Source organism: uncultured Kordia sp. (assembly GCF_947496985.1).
Taxonomy (GTDB): Bacteria; Bacteroidota; Bacteroidia; order Flavobacteriales; family Flavobacteriaceae; genus Kordia.
Window position 1 is genome coordinate 482,938 of the sequence record NZ_CANMEZ010000002.1, and the last position, 26,130, is coordinate 509,067.

Genomic DNA, 26,130 nt, shown 5'->3' on the forward strand with positions numbered 1-26,130 from the left:
CTCCAATTATTGTTAATTTCCAAAATTGTAACGAAGTGTAAACCCTGATCGTATTGTTGTTTGTGGAAATGCTGTAGATACAGCAAATTTAGAGAACGTATGATCATAATAGAATAATGCAGTTAGGTTTTTACTTAACGCATAGTCTGCCGTGAATTTTAACGACCATAATGTTTGCCCTGCCGTAACTTGGTTGTTGAATAAATCTAAGCTTCTGATAATTGTAATATTATCACGTAAGGATAAATCTGCTTTTAGATTTAGATCTCCTTTAAGCGTTGTTTTCTTTCCTGCGATTCGCGTATCAATACGAACATCTTTAAAACGATATCCTAATCCTACGATGTATTCATTTCCTGAAACTTCTGTAAGCAAGTTGTTATCAAAACTTAACGATAATGCTCTGTCACGTTTTACTTCTGCTAAGATTTTAACAGAGTTTTTCATTTCAAAGTCAATTCTAATTAATGGATTGAATTGCTCAACTAAGTTAATATTAGAAAATATGTTTTGATTGTGGAAGTTTCCTCCTTGATCTACATTTGAAGTCGCAAATGGATTGGCGGCATCATAATCTAAATTATTTCTAAATGAATTGATTGTATAGCTTGAACGATATCCGTGCGATAATGAGAAACGCTTGAAACGTTTTTTGAACCATTTTAGTCGCATTAAACCAGTATATTTCACTGTCCAATTAGGAATTGGCACATCTCTAAACGCACCCAGTTTTACATCATTTGCATCTTGGCCCGAGTATGCTGCTAAGAATGCTGGCAATAATACCGCTTGATTCGTTTTTCCGTATCCATCAGGGAAGCCATCTCCATCAGTATCTGTAAGCGGTTGTCCGTTTGCAACTGCCAAACGCCTTGCAATTATTTCTCTATTATTTTCAAATTGAGAGAATGTTTCTGAGTTGTTTTCATCACTTTGTTTAAAAGCTGTTCTAATTAGTAACGTTGAGATTCCAAAGTTTCCGAATGTATTTCCTGCTCCATTTGGCGATAATGATGTGTATTCACCATTTTGTACATTGAACTGCTCTGAGAAGTTTTCTGAGTAATTACGATTAGCAACTACATCAATTTTTAAATCTCTCATTGGTTCAACCGTTGCCGTTATGTCTAAATTCTTGTTATGAACTTGCGTAAATTGCTGGTTGAATTCAGTAAATTCTGTTAGATATCCTCTACGCGCAGCCTCGTAACGCACATCAGCTTGGCTACCAAATACGAAACCAATAGATGGCTTTAACGTACCTATAAATCCAATTGACGGTGTGTATCCCGGTAATACTTTACCGTTGTTTTCAGAGTAACTTATGTTGATTCTTTTTACACTTCCTAAAATATCTACAGCCGTGTTGAATATTTTAGCACCTACACCATTTTTAGAACTGCTTTTCTTGTCTTGATTTGCAATTGCATTTCCTGGCGTTCCTGGTTGCGATCGACCGCTTCCTCCTCGTAAATTTGTTTTACGGTTTCCTTTACGTTTTTTCACAAATCCTATGTATTTATAGAATTTCGTCATGTCAAGAGCTGCATTTATATTATGCGTGTTTGCGTTTTGAATTGTATTCAAGCGTTCTCCGGCTACTTCTTGTAATACATCAGAACCACGTTGCCAGTTAAAGTCTCCCGTGTATGTGTATGTAGCATTTATAAAACTAAATGTTGGAATTTTATTTAGCGGCAATTCATACGTTAATTGCAATGATTGCGTATGCGTGTTTGGATCACCAACATCCCAGAATCCGTCCCAAATTCCATAATCTACATCTATATCTCCATTGTCATCAAAGTAATTGTTTACAATATTATTGTTTGCAGCCGTAAAGTTGAAACGTAATGAGTTTGTCAAGTTATAGTTAATTGCATATGACCAATCGAATAAGAAATTACGCTGTTGTAATCGTGGTAAGTTTTCTAATTCTGCATCTGGCAATAATGGATCTCTATATACTTGATCATTGAAACTTCTTGTAATGTTTGAGTTTAATGAAATACTTGTTGGTAATGGATTAAAGTTTAAATCTTTTAACCATTTCCAATATCTTCCAGTAAATAAAGAGTCTGATTTTTTAAACGGCTCAATAGATTTTGGCTGGAAGTTGTAGTTATAGTCAAAACCTGCACGTACATTTTGATCACGTAATGATTTCACTTCATAATCATGATGCTCCGTTTCGTTGTACGAATATGATAGTGTAAAGTTTTCAACATCATAGAAGTGTGGTTTTTGCTCTGCAGCTCTTTCTTTTCGAACACCAATGAAGTTAATACTTTTCCGTTTCGTATAACTTATTGCTTCTTCTGTAATTCTATCTTTTTCTGCTTGCGTTTCTGCTAAATCTAATCGATCATCTAAACGAATATCTTGATAGAATGGATCAAACTCGGGTGTTATGATTTCTTCTCCAACACTGTAGTTGAATGGAATTTTTACACCCCATTTTTTTGGCAATAATTGCCCAACATTTACATTGGTTACTACATCGTATTGTTTCACATCTTCTCTACTACGCTCATTTGGCGTTTGCTCTAAAGTTCCAAAACCTACTGTGCTTATTCTTCCTGTTGCAGATATATTTGCAAAATCAGCAATATTAGCATCTAATGAACCAACAGCTGCCCAACCGCCTTCATTTTCTAATTCTGCCAAGCGTAATTCATTAAACCAAAATTCTCCACAAATTGGAAATCCACCTATAGGTGTATCCGTTGCATCTAAACTTTGTGCTGTTGCATTTTTTATACCAACCATCATAGAACGTACACGTCCAATAGTAGGGTTACCTATAATAGCAATTCTCATACGTTCGTCAGCTCCATAATCTGCAAATTGGTTTGCAATTGGCTCTGCATTTTCGTTGTAATATGCTGCTTGCGTAGCACCTAAGGCGTTGGTAAAGTTTGCTGCTTTTATTCGCGTAAGCACTGACAATGGAATGTCAAATTCATTTCTCCATACATCTTCTGGTGAAGATTCATTGTCTAATGTAACGTTTAATGGAATTTCTATTTGATAGTAGTTTTGCGTAAAGTCATTACCTATTCTCAGGAAAGCGACTGCTTGTTGATCTGCCAATTGGTTAGATTGTCCTACTAAAGATTCAGCATGGACAAACATCTTTAACTTTTTATACTGTCGCAAATCAATATCAATGTTTTTGAATACACCTCTAGAATCTCCCGATTCTAAGTCACATATTGACATTGCTAGTGATTGTTCATTTTGACGCAGTACGGTGTTGTTATTATTTAATTGTTCACGAACAACTCCTGGAGGCGTTACATATCCGATAGGATCTTTGTTTGCATTTTCCTCAATGTTTACCGTATTTACATCAAATTGTGTTAATTCATCTCCTCCCGTTAACGGATCGTCTCCATTTTCTTGTAATGTTAAATTATAACGTCTCCAATCTCCACGAATTAAATCTAATGTTGCAAAACGTAATACTACTGGTTCGTCAAATCCAGTCATATACATACGAATGAAACGAATAGAACGTAAATCGTTTAATGGAATTCTTTCGTCTGGTGTTACAATTGCATCCGCAGATCGGTTAAAGTCTGCAATTGGAATTTTCACTTGCAACCAACGAGAACGAACAATAGATTGGTTTGGCGCTTCTCTTTCTGTAAAAAGTTCATTAATTACATAAGGAACAGATGTATTTACCGTAGAATTGATTGGAATTCTGAATTGATAGTAATTATCAATTGTATTCATCGTTTGATCTCGGTTGATATCTTCTACATCAGGAACCGTTGTTGATCCTCTATTGGTATCCGATACTCCTATTGGTGAGTTTCCTTGTGTACCATTGAAGTTTTTATAACGCTCTAATACATTACCACTCGCATTTAAAAAGTATTGGTAGTTATCTGCTGCCGGATCGGCTTCTCCTGCGTAGTTATTATATTTTAAAGCTTCTTCTGTATCATCTAATCCATCTAAACCAATATCCTGCGCCTGTCTATTAGCATCATCTGCATCAAAAGCATATACTAATGACTGTGTTTGCGGCACTTCTCCCCAAGCAGTTTCTGTTACTAATGGGTTTAATGCTCCTGATTCAGGCAATCCATTTTCATATTGTTTACGTCCATCTTTTAATACATCTTCAGAGATATTACCAATATTAAATACTAATTCTCCACTAATGTTATTAGTTGAGCCATCTTCTTGATACGTAGGATCCATTACCCAAAACTGTATAAACTCCACGTTTGCTTGCTCAAAGTTTGTCGTAGTTACAGGTCGCATAATTCCTCCAAAATTATTTTGTGGAAGTTGCGTATTGAAATTCGGGTTGTTGTTATATGGCCCTCTTTCTTCTGGATAGTATGCTAAGTCTAATGTATTTTGAAGCGTTGTTTGCCCGATAGCAATGTCTGTTTGTGGGAATATTTCGTCTACAAATACTCTACGTGTTTGGTTTGTAGATAAATCACCATCATTTATTTCTCCAGGCGCTTGATTCCCATAGAATACAGGATCAATAGTATACCATGCCACTTTTGCTCTTTGGTATCCAACTTCTATTTGATCGTTTCCAAATTGCCCTCCTAAATTATCTCCTAAAGAGTTTCCTGGTGTTCCTGGTGCACTGGCTAAGAACCAACCTAATGGAGATTTGATATCAATAGTAGATTGAGCACCTTCAAAATCGTCAACATAAGCTGTAGATTCTCCTGCAAAGTCAGCATTTTTTGGACTTCCAGGTGATAGATATGCAAATTCACCACGTACAGATAGGTTGGAAACAACATCTGTATCAATGTTTGGCAATTTGTTTACCAAACGTGTCAAGAAAGGTACTTCTGTAGAGTAGTTTCCGTTTATTCCAAAAATAGAATTGTTTACAGGTTCTGCTCCGTAGTTTGCTTTTTGCGTTATTGGTCGCTCGTTTAAGTTTAAGAAAGTCGCGCCAAGCAAGAAATTTTTATTGAATTGATGCTCAACATTTATTCCTGTAAATCGTTTTGTTTGTTGTCCAAATAGTGAATTGTTTTCTACCGAAACATCTATTGGCGTATTTGATGCTTTTAAAGCTTCATCTAAAATTTGAACTCTTCCTAATTGATAGTTTACCGTATAGTCTATTCCTTCTTGTAACACTCTTCCTCCAGCCGTTACTACTACCGAACCTCTTGGCACATTGAATGCTCCTAACGGAATTCCGTCTCCACCTTGAGATTTGTATCTACCTTTTAATTGGAATTTATTCAATTCTGCATCATCTAACGCACCCGCTTTTGTTTCTGCATACATTGATCTGTATACATATTTTGCTTGGTTGGGATTGTAGTTGTTTGGGTTATCATAATCTTCTATAGCCGCATTACGTAATCTTTCGAATAAGAATTCTCCAAACGGTTCTACTTTCGTAAAGATGATTCGACCAAACTCTTGATCAACCGTAATTCCTGGATAGTAATCGAAGAAACCATCTCCTCCAGCTTGTGGATTTTGATAAATATCTAATCGATCTAAATTGAATACTTTTAATAAAATTTCATCCGCAACATCTGCCGGAAGTGGCACTGCAGGGTTTGTTATTGTGCCTTCTGCAGCCGTAATGTAGTTTACTGGTGATGGATCTGTATATAAGATATTTAATCTGAAATCATCAGGACTTAATTGATATGCATTTGTTGCATAGATGTTTTTCATCATTAAATCCCAAATAGGGTCTGATACTTGTGTAATACTACTTTTTAATAGTTTTACAACTAAGTTTTGATTTTCTATTTGTGTTGGATTTCCATTTGCATCTGTGCTTGTCACCTGCGTAGCATCAATTCCTCCATTGGCAAATTCACCAACTTGATACACCTGCCCATTTGCCGTATATTGGAATGCTACAGCTAATACTTCATCATTACTTAAACGTTGATTTAATGAAATGTACCCAAGTTTTGTATCTATTTGATATTCGTTTTCATTAAGTTTTCTTGCATTTTCAAGATATACATAATCAAACCCTTCTTGTACATTGTTTTGCAATGTTCCAAATCCTTGTTGAATGGTAGCAATATCTCTAATATCATCTGTTAAGACAGAACCTATTGTACCGATGGCTTCAGGGTTATAGTCGTTATTTTCGTTATTAGGAAAATCGTTAGGATTTAATGTGTTAAAGAATGTTGCTTGCCCAGGAAATGGCGCCTGATTGATTTTTGTTTTATCAGGATTTGCCTCTCCTAAATCTTGCAAACCAACAATGTTTCTAACATTTTCTGTACGCGCAGATCGGTTAGTTACCCAAACTTCAACTCTTGTAATTTCAACAGGTGTATTTTTGAATGGATAGCTTTCTAAAGCGATATCATATCGATCTCTAAAATATTGTGATAAGAAAAAGTGACGATCTTCATCATAGTCTAAAGCAAAAAGCTCAAATTCTTCAATTGTTCCTCCACCTTGAGCTGTAATTGTTCTGGTTTGCGAACGTTGTTCAGAGAATACTCCTGTTACACGTGTTTTTCCAAATTGCAATTCCGTTTTTACTCCAAATAAACTTTGCGCTCCTGTAATTAACGAACTGTTTAATGGCATACTTACGTTACCAACTTCTATTTTTTGAAGAATGTCATCCTCTGTTGGCGTGTATTCTAATTTGATTTGATTTTGAAAGTCAAACGTAGATTCCGTGTCATAGTTTGCTGTTACTTTTAATCGTTCACCTACTTTACCGAGTAAACTTAAACTGATTCGTTGATCAAAGTCAAAACTTAGATTACTTCTGTTTCTTGGTGATAATGCTGGATTGTCATTTTTTTGGAAACGAACTCCTAAATCCATTGCTACCGAACCTTGCGGAATTACTTCTATGGTGTTTCCTCCAAATATACTTTCGAAAAAGTTAGAGTTGACATAGAATTTAGGCAATAAATTTTTCTGTGCATCTTCTGAACCGTCTTTTTTCCCAGAGATTGCATCTAGTTTTTCCTTGAAGTATCCTTTCATACTTTCTTTTAACAATAACTCACGATATTGTTTTGGCGTTAAGATTAAAGGATAACGGATATCAAAGTTTGCAACAGATTCAGTATAAATATATCTATCGATTTTTGGATCGTAGGTATATTTTAGTACAATACTAGATGGATTTTTGAGTTTTATTTTACCCAAAGCATATCCTGTTTGCGTTGCAGTTGAATCTGGCGGTTGCGGATCTTGCGCCAAAAGTATTGTTGAAAATAACAAGATAAATACGACTAGCGTATTTTTTGCGGTTTTTGTTATTAAGTCGGTAATATTTTTCAAGGTACTTATAAGTTTTTTAATGCCAATTTGATCAATTCTTCAACACTTCCATTTGGCATTTCTTTAATTATTTTATCGAGGATTCTTTCAGATTGTTTTCTTGCAAAACCTAATACTTCCAAAGCAGATAACGTTTCTTCTTTGTTTGTATTGCTCTGAGACATTGAAACTTCTTCAAGATCGTATAATTTTAAGACTTTATCTTTTAATTCTATGATGACACGTTGCGCTGTTTTGGCTCCGATTCCTTTTACACTTTGAATAGTTGCTACATCTCCTGAACCAATAGCTTCGCATATTTTTTCAGAAGTTAAGGAAGATAACATGGTACGTGCAGTACTTGTTCCAATACCTGAAACAGAGATTAATAAACGAAAGATAGCACGCTCACTTTTTTGGAAAAATCCATAAAGTGTTTGCGAATCTTCACGCACATGTAAATGTGTGAATAGCTTTATATTTTCTTGATTCGGGATTTGAGAATACGTCGTTAATGAAATATTGATGAAATATCCCACTCCATTACACTCTATCACGACATCCGTTGGATTTTTCTCTACGAGTTTCCCTTGTATGTGAGTAATCATTTATTTGTAGCTAGTTAAAGTCCCAAATGTAATAAATTTATTCACATTTACTCGATAATCGAGGTTTAAAATGCTCCGAGACTTGCCTCTATATTTTATGCGAACTCCTTATACATAGCTCACGAGCTTCCTTTTAGGTAGTTTTCCTAATAATTTTCAGACTTTAATATATCATTTTAGTATACTAAAGGCTTTTAAGATTCTTCTTTTCGCTGTTGCCATTTTTCTTTTTCCTGTGCATCCACCACTACAACAGCCGCCATATTTATCATTTCGTCAACGCTTGCTCCTAATTGTATAATGTGTACTGGCTTGCTCATTCCTAGCATTATTGGCCCAATAGAATCTGCCTTATTTAGCTCTTTCATAAGCTTATAAGTAATATTTGCTGCATCTAAGTTTGGAAATACAAGTGTATTTACTTCTTTTCCTGCCAATTTTGAGAATGGAAATTTTTCTGATAACATTTCTCTGTTTAAAGCAAAATCTGATTGCACAGCTCCATCTACGTTGATGTCAGGATAGTATTTGTGTAAGTAATCAACTGCTTCACTTACTTTTTTAGCACGTTCATGTTCTGAAGAACCAAAGTTTGAATAGGATAGCATGGCAATATTTGGCTCAAGTCCAAACATTTTTACAGTTAAGGCTGTCATTTGTGCAATTTTTGCCAATTCGCGTGCCGAAGGATCAATATTGATAGAAGTATCAGACAAAAACATTGGTCCACGTTCCGTGATCATAAGATTTGTTGTCGCTACTTTTTTCACTCCGTTAGCTGTTCCAATTAATTCTAACATTGGTTTTACAACTGTTGGATAACTTCTTGAATATCCTGAGATTAACCCGTCAGCATATCCATCATTCACTAACATCCCTGCAAAGTAGTTACGTTCGCGCATTTTCTTTTGTGCATCAATTATCGTAACACCTTTACGTTTTCTGGATTCCCAATATATTTTCGCAAATTGTTCTCTGCGTTCCGTTTGTTCATCACTTTTAGGATCAATGATTTCTACATCGCCATCAAATTCTAATTCTGCACGTAGTTCACGAATTGTTTTTTCGTTCCCTAATAAGATAGGAATTGCAATACCTTCATCATACACATATTGCGCAGCTTTTAACACATCTAAATAGTCTGCTTCTGCAAATACAATTCGTTTTGGATTTGTACGTGCTCTTTTGTGCAATAGACGAATGATTTTATTATCAGCTCCTAAACGGTGCAAGAGTTCATCTTCGTAACGTGCCCAATCTTCTATAGGTTCTGTTGCTACTCCAGATTCCATTGCGGCTTTAGCAATAGCTGGCGGAATTTTTGCAATTAGTCTTGGATCAAATGGTTTTGGAATAATGTAATCTTTTCCAAAGTTTAGCTTTGTTTCTCCGTAAGCAATGTTTACTTGTTCTGGCACAGGTTCTTTGGCTAATTCTGCCAATGCTTTTACTGCTGCCATTTTCATAGCTTCGTTAATTTTGGTAGCTCTTACATCTAAAGCTCCTCGAAATATAAATGGAAAACCAAGTACATTGTTTACTTGATTTGGATGATCTGACCGTCCTGTAGCCATGATGATATCTTCACGCGAAGTAATAGCTTCCTCATATGAGATTTCAGGTGTCGGATTTGCCATAGCAAATACAATTGGGTTATCTGCCATTGAGCGTAACATATCTTGCGACACTATATTTCCTACTGAAAGTCCTAAAAACACATCTGCATTTTTCATAGCATCCGCTAATGAATCATAGTGTTTATCTGTTCTAAAACGCGCTTGCATCGGCGATAAATCTGTTCTACCTTTATGCAACAAACCGTCTGCATCAAACATTGCGATGTTTTCCAGTTTTGCGCCAAGCGCCACATATAAATTCATACATGAAACCGCTGCCGAACCAGCTCCTGAAACTGCAAAACGTACATTTTCAATTTTTTTACCTGCTAATTCTAAGGCATTGATTAATGCTGCAGAAGAGATAATTGCTGTCCCATGCTGATCATCATGCATTACAGGAATATCTAATTCTTCTATTAATCGGCGCTCTATTTCAAAAGCTTCTGGTGCTTTGATGTCTTCTAGATTTATGCCTCCAAAAGTTGGCGCTATATTTTTAACCGTTTCGATGAACTTGTCTACATCTTTCGTATCCACTTCAATGTCAAATACGTCAATATCTGCAAATATTTTAAAGAGCAATCCTTTTCCTTCCATCACAGGTTTTGAAGCTTCCGGACCAATATCTCCTAAACCTAATACAGCCGTTCCGTTTGATATTACTGCTACTAAGTTTCCTTTAGTTGTGTATTTGTAAACGTTCTTTTTGTCTTTTTCTATTTCTAAACAAGGCTCCGCAACACCAGGCGAATAGGCTAATGATAGATCACGTTGGGTAGAATATCTTTTGGTAGGAACCACCTTAATTTTTCCTGGTTGTGGTTTTGCGTGGTATATTAGCGCTTCTCTCCTTTTACGTTCTGTATTACTCATATGGATGGGTTTCATCGCCTTGGCTCGTTTGTCAATTGTAGGCAATATGAATTTGCAAATTTAAATGTCTGAAACTAAAGGAAAAAATTTAATCTGATTTCTTTGATTTTATTTAACGTTAACCATTGAAAACACTCTTTTTCTTAAAGATAGAATTATTGATATTTTGTTGGAATTGTGGATTTATCAATAAGAATGATTCCATCAAACCATTTTGATATGATTAACTCATTGCTTCCACTAAGATTTAGAAAAGAATCATTTACTAAGATTTTTTCTTGAAGCCATTTTCCATCATGCGATATTTTAGTTGGCACATCTATGAAATGAACACGTCCGCTTAGTGTTTTTATGATGTGTTTTATATCTAATTTTGATTCATTGATTGGTTTGAATTTATTTTCCTTTCCACTTTGCCAATATGTCCCAGCACCAATAAACGCACCTATACTATACATTTCATCACCTAATTCTCGCTTCAAAAATTCCCCCATTACTTCTTCTTGTTCGTTATGATTAGATATGTGAAAATTATGAGCAATAATGATTATTTTTCTATTCTTATAGATATTTTCAATTAACCATTTCACATTATTTGCCATACCAAGATCTCTAGCTTCCCATCTTTTATTGTAATTTTTATCTTTAGCAAACTGCAACATGTATCTCAGGAAATCGATACGATTTTCAATTGTTTTTAATGTAAATGCTAGTTCTTTCGTAATGAAACCTTTATTATTTTCAGGTTGTAACAAAGCATGGATCTTTTGATACGCAACTATCATTTCCATGGTCTTATCTAAAACATTTTCATAGACTGTTTTTCTATTTGCCAGCTCTTTTTTTAATCCAATGAATTGATTTTCTATATTTTTATACAGCAATGTATCAATGTTTTTTTTGCGACTTTCTTCTATAAATATTTTATCAAAAAAACCTCCAAAACCTCTTTGAATATCAAAGCCTGCAACTGAAATGTTATTTGATTTTACAAATGAGAATAAGTCCAAAATCTCTTGATTTTGCCATTGCCAAATTAAGCTATACGTCATTGTTTTAGCATGCAATTTGCTTTTGCACGAATCAACCACAAAAACTTCTCCTATACCTGCTTCAAACAGAATTACATCAAAACCAGCTTTTTTGTATAAAAATTTTATCAAGTCATTACGTACTATAAAATTTTCTTTTACTCCGTGATTCAATTCTCCAAGAAGCACAATTCTTTTGTCTTTTACTTGTTCTAAAACTGGTTCCCAATGTCCAGCTACATAGTTTGTATCTACAGCTATGTTTTTAGCATTTTCTTTAATGTAGGCTATATTCTTTTTTGATAGTATTTGCGCACTTACTGAAGTAAATGAAATTACGGTGATTAGTATTGAAAAAAATAAGTGATCTGTATTTTTCATTTTGATTTTTTTACTGAAGCCACTATACATTTAGTTAGTATTAAAGCTACAACAATCTTATCCAAAGTCAAATAACCTAAAGATTTTTAACATTTTCAGCACTTAATATGTATTTGAAGTTTTTTACAATATCACTGATTACTTCATAAACTTTTTTAACAGTGGTTTTAACTACATGAGGTTGTCTTTTAGGGGATGAATTGATCGCCAATAGGTACTTTTATATATCATTTTTTGAGATTGATTTGTTTTCACATCTCCTTTTCTTTTTTCAGCTTCAAGCAACATCAACGCTAAACCTCCCCACATTTCTCTAAATAATTGTTTGTTCTGAGGTCAATATAGATTCAAAACTCCTATTCCTTCTATAGTTTACTTTAGGTTTTGTTTTTGTCTAAGAAATTAATGTTCCGAATTAAACCTGTATATTTTGTTCGTTTTACCGCAGATTTTTTAAAGATTTGACTGAATACTTCTTGCGTGATTTCTTCCCAATCTTTTTTACTCATGGAAAGTAATTCTGGATGTGGATTGAACAAGGGTTCGTTATGCGGTTTTGAGAAACGATTCCATGGACATACATCTTGACAAACATCACAACCAAACATCCAATCATCAAATTGCCCATGCATATGTATTGGAATTTCATTTTTTAGTTCGATGGTAAAATATGAGATACATTTACTTCCATCTACCACATACGGTTCTACAATGGCTTGCGTAGGACAAGCGTCTATACACGCTGTACAGCTTCCACAATGATCCGTTACTGGCGCATCATAGTCTAATTCTAAATCTATGATCAATTCTGCAATAAAGTAGAACGAGCCAACTTTTTGCGTAAGCAAGTTGCTATGTTTTCCAATCCAACCCAAACCACTTTTTGCTGCCCAAGCTTTGTCTAATACCGGTGCCGAATCCACAAAAGCACGTCCTGAAACTTCCCCTATTTCATCCTGAATGAAGTTTAGTAAGTGTTTTAATTTGTCTTTGATGACAAAATGATAGTCTGTTCCGTAGGCATATTTAGATATTTTTGGCGCTTCAGTATCTTGTTGTATTTCTGAAGGAAAGTAGTTTAAAAGTAATGAGACTACTGATTTGGAATCGTCAACTAATTTTGTTGGATCTAATCTTTTGTCGAAATGGTTTTCCATATAACTCATTTCGCCATGCATGTTTTTATTGAGCCAAGCTTCTAATCGTGGTGCTTCTTCTTCTAAAAATTCAGTTTTTGAAATTCCGCACGATAGAAACCCTAAGCGTTTCGCTTCTTCTTTGATAAGTTTGGTATGTGTTGCTTTTACACTCAAAAAGTACGCTTTGTAAATTTTAGTTGTAGATCTATTGGTTTTAATGTGATTAATGGCGCAACTTCTATGTCTGTTTGATCTGTTTCTATATGATATTTTTTCAATACCGAATTTACAGATAACATCATTTCATATAATGCAAAACCATTTCCGATACACATTCTTGGACCTGCACCAAATGGAAAGTAGTGTCCGGCTGTTTTTTTACGATTTTCATCAGAGAAACGTTCTGGTATAAACGCATCTGGATTATCCCAATATTTTTTATTTCGATGTAATTCATAAAATGAAATACCAATCATGGTTCCTTTTTCAATATTGAATTCTGCAAAAGAATCATCTTCAATCGCTACTCTGTCAGTAATCCACGCTGGTGGATATAATCGCATAGATTCTTCTACGCAGTTTTTTACATAGTTTAACTTACTCAACTTTTCCATGTGTGGTAAGTTGTCATCCACCATATCTACTTCAGCAACTGCTTTTTTCAGTATTTCTGGATTACTGGCTAATAAATGAAACGTAAATGTTAATGCATTTGCGGTTGTTTCATGTCCAGCAACAAAGAAGATTAAAATTTCGTCAATTAATTGCTCATTAGTCATGGAAGTTTCATCATCTTCATATTTAGCCTCTAATAACATATCTAATAAATCGTCGTGCTGTTCTTTTGACAAACGACGTTCATCTATTACTTTGTTAATAATAGCTCTACTTTCATTGACTAACGCCATATGTTTCGCAACCAAACCACTTATTTGATACCACCATTTTTTGTGTGGCTGACGAATTTCGCGAATAATAAAGTCTTGTAATTTTTCAATGATTTCTTGCAAACGATGCATTGTATTGTCGTCCGAAGAATAATTAAACAATGATTTTGCCACCACATGAAACGCCAGTTGGTTCATAATTGGATATAAATCTATTGTTTTGTTTTCTTGAATAGTTTCTAATTGCTTTTCAATTTCACCTTCCATAATAGCAACTAACTTTTGTAGTTTTTCTTTATGAAATGCTGGTTGAATGAGCCTGCGTTGTTTTAACCAATAATCACCACTCGCCGTTAACAAACCTTTTCCAACATACTTAGATAAGTATTTTGTTTGAATTTTAGATTTGTTATAGTTTCGATGATTTTTTCGCAGAATGTGCTTTGTAATTTCGGCATCGCGTGTTAGCATGACCGTTTTTGCAAATGGTGCTTTTATTGAAAATGAATCCCCATGTTTATCAAAACCTTCTTTGTGAAACGGAATCGGATTTCGTGTAATCGACGAAGATCTAGATAACAATTTTAGGAAAGGAATTCTATTTGGATATTTATACATAGGTTGTTAGGTATTGAATTATGGCTTAATATCCTTTAAATTAAACTTACATTGGTTATTTAAAAAACACTTTTACATTTAAAGGTTCAGTATTTATAATTCCTAAAAAAGTCCGCCTTGAGTTGCACCTTTGATTCTTCCTAGGTGTTTGTATGCAAGTTCCGTAACTTCTCTTCCTCTTGGTGTTCTGATAATGAATCCTTGTTGAATAAGAAATGGCTCGTATACTTCTTCAATCGTTTCTCCACTTTCAGAAACTGCAGTTGCCAATGTTGTGATTCCAACTGGTCCACCTTTGAATTTATCTATGATTGTAGATAGAATTCTATTGTCCATTTCATCTAATCCATACGCATCTACATTTAATGCTTTTAAGCTGTAACGCGCTATTTCGATATCAATACTACCATTTCCTTTAATTTGCGCAAAATCACGCACTCTGCGCAATAATGCATTTGCGATACGAGGTGTTCCACGACTTCTTCCTGCAATTTCTATAGCAGCTTCCATACTAATTGGAACATTTAAGATTTGTGCACTTCGCTGCACTATTGTAGAAAGCAATTCTGTTGAATAGTATTGTAATCGGCTCGCAATTCCAAAACGTGCGCGCATAGGAGCTGTTAGCAATCCTGAACGCGTAGTTGCTCCTACTAAAGTAAATGGATTTAAGTTGATTTGAACCGTTCTGGCATTTGGACCTGATTCAATCATGATATCGATTTTGTAATCTTCCATTGCCGAATAGAGATATTCTTCTACTATTGGGCTCAATCGATGTATTTCATCAATGAATAATACATCACGTTCGTCAAGATTTGTTAACAATCCTGCTAAATCACCTGGTTTGTCTAAAACTGGACCAGAAGTAACTTTGATACTTACTTCTAATTCGCTTGCTAATATATGCGCTAAGGTAGTTTTCCCCAATCCAGGAGGACCATGAAATAAGGTATGATCTAATGCTTCTTCTCTCAGATTTGCAGCTTGTACAAAGACTTGTAGATTTTCTAATACTTGATCTTGTCCTGTAAAATCTTCAAAGGATAATGGTCTTAATGCTTTTTCAACGTCTAATTCTTCTGGCGAGTAGTTATCGCTATTGGGGTTTAAGTGTTCGTTCATAAAGATTTATATTCAAATATAAGCTACTACTTTTCTTCTTCAACATGCAACAGCTTCATAACAAAGATAAGAGAAAAACGCCATAGCATCATGATTTTAGACTATGTAGTTTGCATTATTTAAACATCATATTATATCACGATTTTTATAAAAACATAGATGTAAGATTTTTATTTCAATTTAAAAAGTAATACTATTATACTAAGTATAACCAAAAATTATTTAATTATGTTAAAAAACATTTTACAGTTAGAGGGTGCAAAATCTTTATCAAAGAAAGCACAAGGAGAAATTAATGGAGGTATGTTTCCGTTTATATGCAACGTTTTATGTCCACGAGGATGCCATTGCGCAAGTCCTCCTTTTAATGATTACTGTTTGTTTAGTAGCGGACCAAAGCAAGGACAGTTTTGCCATGCTCTATAAACAACTGTTTTAAAAAAAAAAGAGTCGTTTAAATTTTAAACGACTCTTTGTATATGTGTGTATCTATTTTCTAGTGATGCAACTCCTCTTCACCATCTTTCATTGGTGTATTCTGAGGAACGAAATCATCATCATGTCCTGGCTTACTGTAATCGTATGCCCAACGGTGCACATGAGGAATTTTGCCTGGCCAGTTTCCGTGTATATGCTCTACTGGTGCAGTCCATTCTAATGTGTTTGATCTCCATGGGTTTTGTGGCGCTTTCTTTCCAAAGAACATACTTCCGAAGAAGTTATACAGGAATACTAATTGGAAAATTCCACCAATGATAGCAAACATTGTAATTACTACGTTCACATTTGCTAAGTCATCAAATAATGGAAATTCAGAGTTTGTATAGTAACGTCTTGGTAAACCAGCCATTCCGATAAAGTGCATTGGGAAAAATACTCCGTATGCACAGATTGCTGTTACCCAGAAGTGAACATATCCTAAGTTTTTGTTCATCATTCTACCAAACATTCTTGGATACCAATGATATACACCTGCAAACATTCCATAAAGTGCAGAAATACCCATTACCAAGTGGAAATGCGCTACTACAAAGTATGTATCATGAACGTTGATATCAAGTGTGCTATCTCCTAGTATAATTCCTGTTAAACCTCCTGTGATGAAGGTTGATACTAATCCGATAGAGAATAGCATAGCTGGATTCATCTGTAAGTTTCCTTTCCAGAGTGTAGTGATATAATTAAATGCTTTTACCGCTGATGGTATTGCAATTAATAGTGTTGTAAATGTAAATACAGATCCTAAGAATGGATTCATTCCTGAGATAAACATGTGGTGACCCCAAACAATTGTTGATAAGAAAGCAATTGCCAAGATAGAAGCTACCATGGCTCGATATCCAAATATTGGTTTTCGAGAGTTGGTGGCTATAATTTCTGAGGTAATACCTAATGCTGGAAGCAATACAATATATACTTCAGGGTGTCCTAAGAACCAGAATAAATGTTCAAATAGTACTGGCGAACCTCCTTGATAGTGTAATACTTCACCTTGTATAAATATATCGGATAGATAGAATGACGTTCCGAAACTCCTATCAAATATCAATAATAATGCTGCTGATAATAATACTGGGAAAGATACAACACCAATAATAGCTGTTACAAAGAATGCCCAGATTGTTAATGGTAATCTTGTCATAGACATTCCTTTTGTTCTAAGGTTGATTACCGTTACGATATAGTTTAATGACCCTAGTAGTGATGATGCAATGAATATTGCCATCGACACTAACCATAGTGTCATTCCCAATCCTGATCCTGGAATTGCTTCTGGTAAGGCACTCAATGGAGGATAAATTGTCCAACCTGCTGATGCTGCTCCACCTTCTACAAATAAAGACAATACCATGATTACACTTGATATGAAGAATAACCAGTATGATACCATGTTTAAGAATCCTGAAGCCATATCACGTGCTCCAATTTGCAACGGAATTAGCAAGTTACTAAATGTACCACTTAGTCCTGCTGTTAGTACAAAAAATACCATGATAGTACCATGAATCGTAACTAAAGCTAAGTATTTATCTGCACTTAATACGCCACCAGGAGCCCAATTCCCTAAAAATATTTCAAAGATTGTAAATGATTCCTTTGGCCATGCAATTTGCATACGAAAAAATATAGACATCATGATTCCAATAACTCCCATTACTGTACCTGTTATTAGGTACTGCTTGGCAATCATTTTGTGATCTTGACTAAATATATATTTAGTAACAAATGTCTCTTTATGATGATGTCCGTGATCGTCGTGTCCGTGATCTTCTGCGTGTACTGCTGTTGCTGACATATCTATATATTATATCTTTTAATTATTTCTTTTAATATTATTCTTTTCCTCCGAAAGTTGCTTGTTCTGCAATCCACTTATCGTAGTCTTCTTGACTTTCAACAATTACTTTCATTTGCATGTTGTAGTGAGATTCACCACAAATTTTATTACATAGTAAAAGGAAATCGAATTCGTAAGCTTCCAATGCGTCTTCACCTTCTGCTAATAGTTTTTCACTTTTAGCAGCTCTGATATCATTGATACGTCTTACCTTGTTTGTAATTTTTGGTGTATCACGCATTTGCTCTGTCGTCATTGTTGGCTTCATTGCAAATTCTGTAATCATACCAGGAACACAATTCATCTGCATTCTAAAGTGTGGCATATATGCTGAGTGTAGTACATCTTGCGAACGCATTTTGAATACTACTTTTCTATTTACAGGCAAGTGTAGTTCTTGAACAACGATATCATCTTGTGCATATGGATCTTCTGTATCTAAACCTAAGATGTTTGCTGCAGGACCTAAATCGATCAAACGAACATTGGCCTTTCCTAACACATTATCTTCACCTGCATATCTAGCTTTCCAGTTGAACTGCTGTGCATATAATTCTACTACGATAGGATCATCTTCCATGTTTACATCCATAATTTCGTTCCACGTGAATAATCCGTAAAGGATTAAACCCGCTAACGTAATTACTGGAATGATAGTCCAAATAAATTCTAGTTTATCGTTATCAGCATAGTATAATGCTTTTTGACCTTCTTTTCCTCTGTATTTGAATGCAAAGTAGTGTAGTAATGCTTGTGTAAGTGTTTGCACAAAAAAGATCAATACCATAGATATGATCATTAGTGTATCAACACTAGTACCATGTTCGGATGCGGCATTCCCAATTAATGGTAAATCACCCCATTTTACGAAACATATTATTGTGATAATGTATATGAACATCAAGAATCCCATCATGAGGTATCCATTGATATTGTTATCCTTGTCGTTCGCTACCTGAGAATTATCTGCTTTTGCTTGAGATAAGTCAAAAATCTTCGTCAGCTGCCAAATTGCGATTGCAATGAGGATAATTACTATAAACGTTAGTAAACCAGTAGTCATCTTATTTTATACTGTTTTGAGATTAATTAATAATGAAATTGTTTACTTTCTTCAATAAACGGATTTCGCTTCGCCAATAATGGTGCTTTTGTCAGCGTAGTAAATACTACAAATATGAATAGTCCTAAGAAGAATAATACTCCTCCTATTTCTGGCATTCCTAATGACCAGTGCGTTCCAACCGTAGCTGGCATTACCATATTGAACACATCAATATAGTGACCAAATAAGATCACGACACCTGCAATTACTATAATCCAATTAAGTCTCTTATAATCACTATTCATTAAGATCAATAATGGGAATATTAAGTTCAATGCTATCATTCCGAAGAATGGTAAGTTATAGTCTTCAATACGTGTAATGAAGTATGTTACTTCTTCTGGAATGTTTGAATACCAGATTAACATGAATTGAGAGAACCATAAGTACGTCCAGAATATACTAACACCGAACATAAATTTTGCTAAATCGTGTAAGTGACTATCATTTACATATGGTAATAATCCTTTTGATTTAAGATATATCGTTACTAAAGCTATTACTGTGATTCCAGATACAAACATACTTGCAAATACATACCATCCAAATAGTGTACTAAACCAGTGGTGATCGAAAGACATGATCCAATCCCAAGACATCATTGATTCAGAGATTAGGAATAACACTAAGAATACAGCTGCTAATCTAAAGTTTTTCTTGAAGTTACTATTATCACTAGATTCATCTTGACGTAAAGATAACTTTCTTGATATTACACGATATGCTATCCAAATTGAACTATAAATTACAGCTCTAATAATGAAACCAGTTGGATTTAACCATCCTTTTTTACCATAGGTAAGTTTATCAAAGTGGTCATGACCTGGTGTTACTAAGTCTGGATCCATCCAGTGAAACAAGTGATTTAAGTGTAAACTTGGCAAACAAAGTATCAATAGTATGATGATACTAATTGTACCAGGAATGATATAAGCTGTGATTCCTTCCATTACTCTAAATAGTACTGGAGACCATCCTGCTTGCGCTGCACGTTGTATAGCATAGAATGCTAATACTCCTAATGATATCATCATAAAGAAGAATGCTGCTATGTATATAGCTGCCCAAGGTTTGTTTTTTAATTGAGTTAATTTATGCTCATCATGCTTTGCTGAATCGTGGTGACCAGCTTCTGCTGCGTGCGCATCTGTTGCATGTGCATCTGTTTTTTGATCGCCATGATGTGCTGTTTTACCATCGTCATGACTAGCTTTTTCTCCATGTCCGCCGTGACCATGAGAAGCTTCCTGTGCTTTCATTTCTTCTACTGTACTTGGTGTAGAAGCAAAACTCCATACGACCAAAAGCATTCCAAGAACCATGGAAATTATTGCGAAAAGTCTTAATCTATTTGAAAACGTATACATTATATATAATTCTGTTTCTTTATTGATCTTATTTTAAATCTGCTTTCAACTTTAATACATGTTGAACAACTTGCCAACGTTCTTGTGTATTTAATTGACTAGCGTGTGATCCCATGTTGTTTTTACCATACATAATTACGTGGTAAATACTTCCTTCAGTAATCCCTCTTGCAGGATCGTTATATTTAGGAATACCCAAGAATTTTTCACGCTTTGCTAAAGTTCCTTGTCCATCTCCTTTTTTCCCATGACATACAGCGCAGTAAATTCCGTAAAGTTCTTTACCTGCTGCCATGTTTTCTTCATTCGTTTCTAATGGAGATTGTAATTCCGCTTTTGCAGTGTCGTATCCTTCGTTTGTATTATCATACTCATAAGGCAACCAACCTCTTTTAACACTTCCTTCAGCAGGAAGTTGCGCTTCCATTTTCCCTTCAAATCCTCCGTAAGGAACTCCATCAACTTCTTGATAAGCTTCGTATCCTACAGACTCATACATATTTGGAAAATACTGGTAGTTTGGCTGTGATTTATTAAAGCATGAAGTCATTAGCAATGCTGCTCCAAAAACGACTCCTATTTTTATAAGGTTCTTTATCATCTTATTAATGCTTTTTTTCAGTGACTTTAATTTCTGTAGCACCTGTTGCTTCCAACAATGCTGTTAATTCATCTTCGTTTCCTCCGTGAACTGCGACTTCCATTAGGAAGTGATCATCTGTAGTTCTTGGATCAGGATTTTCAGCTTCTTTAAATGGCCACAATTTACTTCTCATGTAAAATGTAATTACCATTAAATGCGCTGCAAAAAACACTGTCATTTCAAACATAATTGGCACGAATGCTGGCATGTTTTCTAAAAAACTAAAACTTGGCTTTCCTCCAATATTTTGTGGCCAGTCAACAATCATGATATAATACATCATTGTTGATGCAACAGCCAATCCAACACATCCATACATGAATGCTGTGATTGCAAGTCGCGTAGGCTCAAGTCCCATAGCTTTGTCTAGTCCATGTACAGGAAATGGCGTATACACTTCTTCGATATGATGATTTTCTTGACGTACTTTTTTCACTGCTGACATTAGCACATCATCATCGGTATACATTGCTTGTATTACTTTACTACTCATGGTTACCGTCTCTTAGTTTTTTATATTTTTCTCCTGATGATTTTAAAATTGATTTTACTTCTGCCTGTGCAATTACAGGGAATGTTCTAGAGTAAAGTAAGAACAATACAAAGAAGAATCCAATCGTACCTATAAATATTCCTATATCTACAAATGTTGGTGAGAACATTGTCCATGATGATGGAAGGTAATCTCTGTGTAATGATGTTACGATAATTACGAAACGTTCAAACCACATTCCAATGTTTACAACAATAGAGATTATAAAAGAGAACATGATACTTGTTCTTAATTTCTTAGACCACATAAATTGTGGAGAGAACACGTTACATGTCATCATTGCCCAATATGCCCACCAGTAAGGACCAGTTGCTCTGTTTAAGAATGCGTATTGTTCGTATTCTACTCCTGAATACCAAGCAATAAATAACTCTGTGATATATGCACACCCAACAATAGAACCTGTAATCATAATTACGATGTTCATTAATTCGATGTGTTGTAATGTGATATAGTCTTCCATATTACACACTTTACGCATGATGATTAATAAGGTGTTTACCATGGCAAATCCTGAGAAAATCGCTCCAGCCACAAAGTATGGTGGGAATATTGTTGTATGCCATCCTGGTATTACAGACGTTGCGAAGTCAAATGATACAATCGTATGTACAGAAAGTACTAATGGTGTTGCTAAACCTGCTAATACCAATGATACTTCTTCAAAACGTTGCCAATCTTTAGCACGTCCACTCCAACCGAAACTTACTAAGCTGTATATTTTCTTTTGGAAAGGTTTTACTGCTCTATCTCTAATCATTGCAAAATCTGGTAATAAACCTGTCCACCAGAATACTAATGATACAGATAAATACGTAGAGATTGCAAATACATCCCAAAGTAGTGGTGAGTTAAAGTTTACCCATAGTGATCCGAATTGGTTTGGAATTGGTAATACCCAATATGCTAACCATGGACGTCCCATGTGAATAATTGGGAATAATCCCGCTTGTACTACTGAGAAAATGGTCATTGCTTCCGCAGAACGGTTAATTGCCATTCTCCACTTCTGACGGAAAAGTAATAGTACAGCAGAAATCAGTGTCCCTGCGTGACCAATACCAACCCACCAAACGAAGTTTGTGATATCCCAAGCCCAACCAACTGTTTTGTTAAGACCCCAAACTCCAATACCAGTAGATATTGTATAAATAATACATCCAATTCCCCAAAGGAATGCTACTAATGCAATAGAAAATACTATCCACCATTGCTTGTTGGCTTTTCCTTCTACAGGAGCAACAATATCAAGAGTTACATCGTGATATGATTTGTCTCCGGTTACTAAGGGTTTTCTTATAGGTGCTTCGTAATGCGACGCCATAATCCGTTTATAATTGTTTCTTATTAATTCTTTTTTTATGCTTCTTTTGTGTTCCTAACCTTCACGTGATATTGTACGTTTGGCTTGGTTCCTACGTGCTCTAGCAAATGATACATACGATCATCTTCTAGTAATTCAGCTACTTTGCTTTCTTTGTCATTGATATCTCCGAATACCATTGCACCTGAGCTACATGCTGCTGAACAAGCTGTTTGGAATTCTCCATCTTTAATTTGACGACCTTCACGTTTTGCATCAAGGATTGTTTTTTGTGTCATTTGAATACACATAGAACATTTTTCCATAACTCCACGAGAACGAACTACCACATCTGGATTTAACACCATACGACCTAAATCGTCATTCATGTGATAATCAAATTCATCATTCTTATTATATAAGAACCAGTTGAATCGACGTACTTTGTAAGGACAGTTGTTTGCACAGTAACGAGTTCCTACACAACGGTTATACGCCATATGGTTTTGACCTTGACGACCGTGTGATGTTGCAGCAACTGGACAAACCGTCTCACATGGAGCATGATTACAGTGCTGACACATTACAGGCTGGAATGCTACTTGTGGGTTTTCAGAAGGGTCCTCTAATCTAGCAAAACCAGAAAGTGATCCATTTCCTTCCCCATCTCCAAATACATAATTTCCAAGACCTAAACCTTCAAAGTTTTCTTTCTTTTGATCATCACCTGCAAATGTATCTTCTGAAGAATAGTATCTATCAATACGCAACCAGTGCATATCTCTACTTCTTCTTACTTCAGATTTACCAACAACTGGCACATTATTTTCAGCGTGACAAGCTATTACACATGCTCCGCATCCTGTACAAGCATTTAAGTCAATTGACAAGTTGAAATGATGTCCGATAGAACGATCAAATTCATCCCATAAATCAGCATCTTTCGATGTAGCTGAGATCATTTCGTGATCTTTAGACACATGTGGAATTGGATTGTAAATTCCTGAATCGTGCTTTAAGTTCGCAGAGTTGAATATCTCTAAAGTTGTTTCTTTTACGATATCTCCTCTACCCATTAAAGTATTATGCAACTGTACACATGCAAATTCATGCACTCCTGAAGCAGCAGCAACTGTTACCGTTTGTGTTGTATTGAAATTGTTGTAAACTACATACGCGTTTACACCAGTTTGCATGTCTTCTTTGATTCCTGCTTTTTTACCGTAACCTAAAGCTAAACCTACAGTTCCTTTTGCTTGACCTGGCTGAATGATTACTGGCACTTCTATTGGATTATTACCAGCTACTGTTATTGTTGCATAACTACCATTTAAACCACCATTAGCAACATTTTCATTTACTAATCCTAATTCAGCAGCATCTGCTTTAGAAACTGTTAAGTAGTTATCCCAAGAAGCTCTTGTGATTGGGTCTGGAAATTCTTGCAACCAAGGGTTATTTGCTTGCTGTCCGTCTCCCATTCCTGTTTTAGCATATAACACTAACTCCATTCCTGAAGCAGCTTTTGTACTTGCTAATTTCCTAGCTTGTGAATTCGCATCCGCATTTTGAGAAACAACTTCTTCTGTTTCTCCTTCTCCTTGACCAGCATCCGCTTCTTCAATAGCTTCAGTTGCTTCATCAGCCAAACTAGTTATAGCAGTTGTTTTAAAAACACCATCATGTACAGCTTTATTCCAAGAAGTACCTCCTAAAATATCAGTTGACCATGTTTCTTTTACATATTCGTAATATGCTTTTTCATTTCCAGTCCATTTTAATAAAGCATCTTGAAATTGTCTTGTATCAAATAAAGGACGGATTGTAGGTTGCATTACACTGTAATGACCTTTTTTCATTTCTACATCTCCCCATGATTCCAAGTAGTGAGGAGCTGAAGCAATGTACTTTGTATGTAATGCTGTTTCGTCTTCTTTCATTGTAAACGTAACAGCCAATTCTAATTTTTGTAAACCTTCAGCAAACTGTTTTCCTTCTGCTAATGTGTATACTGGATTTACACCAGCCATAATAACTCCACCAACAGCTCCATTTTTAACATCTGCAACTAACTTAGCAACTGCTTTGTCATTACCTTGTCTTATTTTACGAGGTGCATTTGAATCAAATACTTCACTATTGATATGTTCATTTATTGCTAATACTATGCTTTGTGCATCTACATCATTAATTCCAGATACAACAACTGCTTTTGTTTTAGCTTGCTTCAATTGACCAACTGCTTTTGTAATAGCAGCTTCAGCTTTGTCAGATAATTTTCTTCCAGAAACAGCATTCCCAGTAATTCCTGCATAAATTTTTGCCAAAGCAACTTTTTGATCAGATGGAGATAATGGTATACGCTTATCAGCATTTGCACCCGATAATGTCATGTTTGATTCAAACTGAATATGTCTTGACATTTTCGCATGACCATTTTTTCCGTTAGGAACTCTTCCTTTTGCATATCCATCATCATATCCACCGCCTTGCCAATCTCCTAAGAAATCTGCTCCAACAGACACAATCACTTCTGCTTTAGAAAAATCATAGTCAGCTAAACCTCTTTCTCCGTATTTTGTTTCAAAAGCGTCTAACGCAGTAGACTCGGATATTGCATCATATACTACATGACGCACATTTGGGTATTTAGCTTTGAATTCTCCAACCAATTTAGACGTAGAAGGACTTGCAAAAGTTTGTGTTAACAACACAACTGGTTTTCCAGCCGCATTTAAACTAGCTAGCTTTTGCCCAACTTCTTTGTCTAATTGTTCCCAAGAAGCATCTTCACCACCAATTTTTGGCTGCTTTACTCTCATGCTATCATATAAAGATAGTACTGATGCTTGAATTCTAGCATTCGCACTTCCTTTAACAGCTGCTTCCTTGTTGTTTTCAACTTTGATTGGACGACCTTCTCTTGTTTTAATTAAGATACTTGCAAAATCGTACCCATCTGCAATTGTTGTCGCATAGTAGTCTGCAACTCCTGGAATAATAGTTTCCGGCTGCACTACATAAGGGATAGATTTAATAACTGGTCCTTCACAGGCTGCTAATGTAGCTGCGGCTGTACTAAAACCAACATATTTAAGAAAGTCTCTACGAGAAGTTGAAGAAGACTCTAACGTCTCTTTATCCCCTAAGAATTCATCTACAGGAACTTCTTCTACAAACTCATTCTGTCTAAGCGTCTCAACAATGGCGCTATTCTCATTTAGCTCCTCAACACTTTTCCAGTATTTCTTGTTTGATGCCATATTATATATATAAA

Annotated in this window: 15 protein-coding genes; 1 reads left to right on the plus strand and 14 read right to left on the minus strand. The window is 35.2% G+C overall.

Features of this window, described 5'->3' with window-relative positions; translation table 11 throughout:
* Nucleotides 1-12: 12 nt before the first annotated feature.
* From sprA to ruvB, 7 genes are all read right to left on the minus strand, one after another.
* Nucleotides 13-7,284: a cell surface protein SprA gene (gene sprA / locus Q0828_RS07125; protein ID WP_298419002.1), complete on the minus strand. Its 7,272-nt coding sequence runs from the start codon at nt 7,282-7,284 to the stop codon at nt 13-15.
* A gap of 5 nt (nt 7,285-7,289) precedes the next feature.
* Nucleotides 7,290-7,871, minus strand: a complete 582-nt coding sequence (gene ruvA, locus Q0828_RS07130) for a Holliday junction branch migration protein RuvA (RefSeq protein ID WP_298419004.1) — start codon at nt 7,869-7,871, stop codon at nt 7,290-7,292.
* Nucleotides 7,872-8,065: 194 nt separating this feature from the next.
* On the minus strand, nt 8,066-10,363 hold the full coding sequence (locus Q0828_RS07135) for an NADP-dependent malic enzyme (protein ID WP_298419007.1): 2,298 nt from the start codon (nt 10,361-10,363) through the stop codon (nt 8,066-8,068).
* Between the two features lie 155 nt (nt 10,364-10,518).
* Nucleotides 10,519-11,775: an erythromycin esterase family protein gene (locus tag Q0828_RS07140; protein ID WP_298419010.1), complete on the minus strand. Its 1,257-nt coding sequence runs from the start codon at nt 11,773-11,775 to the stop codon at nt 10,519-10,521.
* A 377-nt stretch (nt 11,776-12,152) separates the two neighbouring features.
* The gene (queG, locus tag Q0828_RS07145; protein ID WP_298419013.1) at nt 12,153-13,088 is read right to left on the minus strand and encodes a tRNA epoxyqueuosine(34) reductase QueG; all 936 of its coding nucleotides are present in this window, start codon (nt 13,086-13,088) and stop codon (nt 12,153-12,155) included.
* A complete protein-coding gene (locus tag Q0828_RS07150; protein WP_298419016.1) occupies nt 13,085-14,419 on the minus strand; it encodes a cytochrome P450 in 1,335 nt (444 codons plus the stop codon). The genes queG and Q0828_RS07150 overlap by 4 nt, the downstream gene beginning before the upstream one ends.
* A 102-nt stretch (nt 14,420-14,521) precedes the next feature.
* A complete protein-coding gene (gene ruvB / locus Q0828_RS07155; RefSeq protein WP_298419018.1) occupies nt 14,522-15,544 on the minus strand; it encodes a Holliday junction branch migration DNA helicase RuvB in 1,023 nt (340 codons plus the stop codon).
* Nucleotides 15,545-15,772: 228 nt separating this feature from the next.
* Between ruvB and Q0828_RS07160 the strand changes: the two genes are divergently transcribed.
* Nucleotides 15,773-15,970: a hypothetical protein gene (locus Q0828_RS07160; RefSeq protein ID WP_298419022.1), complete on the plus strand. Its 198-nt coding sequence runs from the start codon at nt 15,773-15,775 to the stop codon at nt 15,968-15,970.
* Between the two features lie 70 nt (nt 15,971-16,040).
* Here the strand turns inward: Q0828_RS07160 and Q0828_RS07165 are convergent, their stop codons facing one another.
* From Q0828_RS07165 to Q0828_RS07195, 7 genes are read right to left on the minus strand one after another with little or no spacing between them, the layout of a single operon-like run.
* Nucleotides 16,041-17,840: a cbb3-type cytochrome c oxidase subunit I gene (locus Q0828_RS07165; RefSeq protein WP_298419025.1), complete on the minus strand. Its 1,800-nt coding sequence runs from the start codon at nt 17,838-17,840 to the stop codon at nt 16,041-16,043.
* 37 nt (nt 17,841-17,877) lie between these two features.
* The gene (locus Q0828_RS07170; RefSeq protein ID WP_298419027.1) at nt 17,878-18,945 is read right to left on the minus strand and encodes a cytochrome c oxidase subunit II; all 1,068 of its coding nucleotides are present in this window, start codon (nt 18,943-18,945) and stop codon (nt 17,878-17,880) included.
* Between the two features lie 26 nt (nt 18,946-18,971).
* Nucleotides 18,972-20,354, minus strand: a complete 1,383-nt coding sequence (locus Q0828_RS07175) for a quinol:cytochrome C oxidoreductase (protein WP_298419029.1) — start codon at nt 20,352-20,354, stop codon at nt 18,972-18,974.
* A gap of 28 nt (nt 20,355-20,382) precedes the next feature.
* Nucleotides 20,383-20,955: a cytochrome c gene (locus Q0828_RS07180; RefSeq protein WP_298419031.1), complete on the minus strand. Its 573-nt coding sequence runs from the start codon at nt 20,953-20,955 to the stop codon at nt 20,383-20,385.
* 4 nt (nt 20,956-20,959) lie between these two features.
* Entirely contained in the window at nt 20,960-21,490 is a 531-nt protein-coding gene (locus Q0828_RS07185; protein ID WP_298419033.1) for a DUF3341 domain-containing protein, read from the minus strand.
* Complete coding sequence (gene nrfD / locus Q0828_RS07190; protein ID WP_108113223.1) at nt 21,483-22,874, minus strand: NrfD/PsrC family molybdoenzyme membrane anchor subunit; 1,392 nt, start codon at nt 22,872-22,874, stop codon at nt 21,483-21,485. Before nrfD ends, Q0828_RS07185 begins: the two co-directional genes overlap by 8 nt.
* A gap of 35 nt (nt 22,875-22,909) precedes the next feature.
* A complete protein-coding gene (locus tag Q0828_RS07195; RefSeq protein ID WP_298419040.1) occupies nt 22,910-26,116 on the minus strand; it encodes a TAT-variant-translocated molybdopterin oxidoreductase in 3,207 nt (1,068 codons plus the stop codon).
* Nucleotides 26,117-26,130 lie beyond the last annotated feature (14 nt).

Coding starts and splice junctions, on each gene's coding strand:
- Q0828_RS07135 (WP_298419007.1), bottom strand. CDS start 10,363: ATGAGTAATACAGAACGTAAAAGGAGAGAAGCGCTAATATACCACGCA.
- ruvB (WP_298419018.1), bottom strand. CDS start 15,544: ATGAACGAACACTTAAACCCCAATAGCGATAACTACTCGCCAGAAGAA.
- Q0828_RS07160 (WP_298419022.1), top strand. CDS start 15,773: ATGTTAAAAAACATTTTACAGTTAGAGGGTGCAAAATCTTTATCAAAG.
- ruvA (WP_298419004.1), bottom strand. CDS start 7,871: ATGATTACTCACATACAAGGGAAACTCGTAGAGAAAAATCCAACGGAT.
- Q0828_RS07165 (WP_298419025.1), bottom strand. CDS start 17,840: ATGTCAGCAACAGCAGTACACGCAGAAGATCACGGACACGACGATCAC.
- Q0828_RS07185 (WP_298419033.1), bottom strand. CDS start 21,490: ATGAGTAGTAAAGTAATACAAGCAATGTATACCGATGATGATGTGCTA.
- Q0828_RS07150 (WP_298419016.1), bottom strand. CDS start 14,419: ATGTATAAATATCCAAATAGAATTCCTTTCCTAAAATTGTTATCTAGA.
- Q0828_RS07140 (WP_298419010.1), bottom strand. CDS start 11,775: ATGAAAAATACAGATCACTTATTTTTTTCAATACTAATCACCGTAATT.
- Q0828_RS07180 (WP_298419031.1), bottom strand. CDS start 20,955: ATGATAAAGAACCTTATAAAAATAGGAGTCGTTTTTGGAGCAGCATTG.
- Q0828_RS07175 (WP_298419029.1), bottom strand. CDS start 20,354: ATGTATACGTTTTCAAATAGATTAAGACTTTTCGCAATAATTTCCATG.
- Q0828_RS07170 (WP_298419027.1), bottom strand. CDS start 18,945: ATGACTACTGGTTTACTAACGTTTATAGTAATTATCCTCATTGCAATC.
- nrfD (WP_108113223.1), bottom strand. CDS start 22,874: ATGGCGTCGCATTACGAAGCACCTATAAGAAAACCCTTAGTAACCGGA.
- Q0828_RS07195 (WP_298419040.1), bottom strand. CDS start 26,116: ATGGCATCAAACAAGAAATACTGGAAAAGTGTTGAGGAGCTAAATGAG.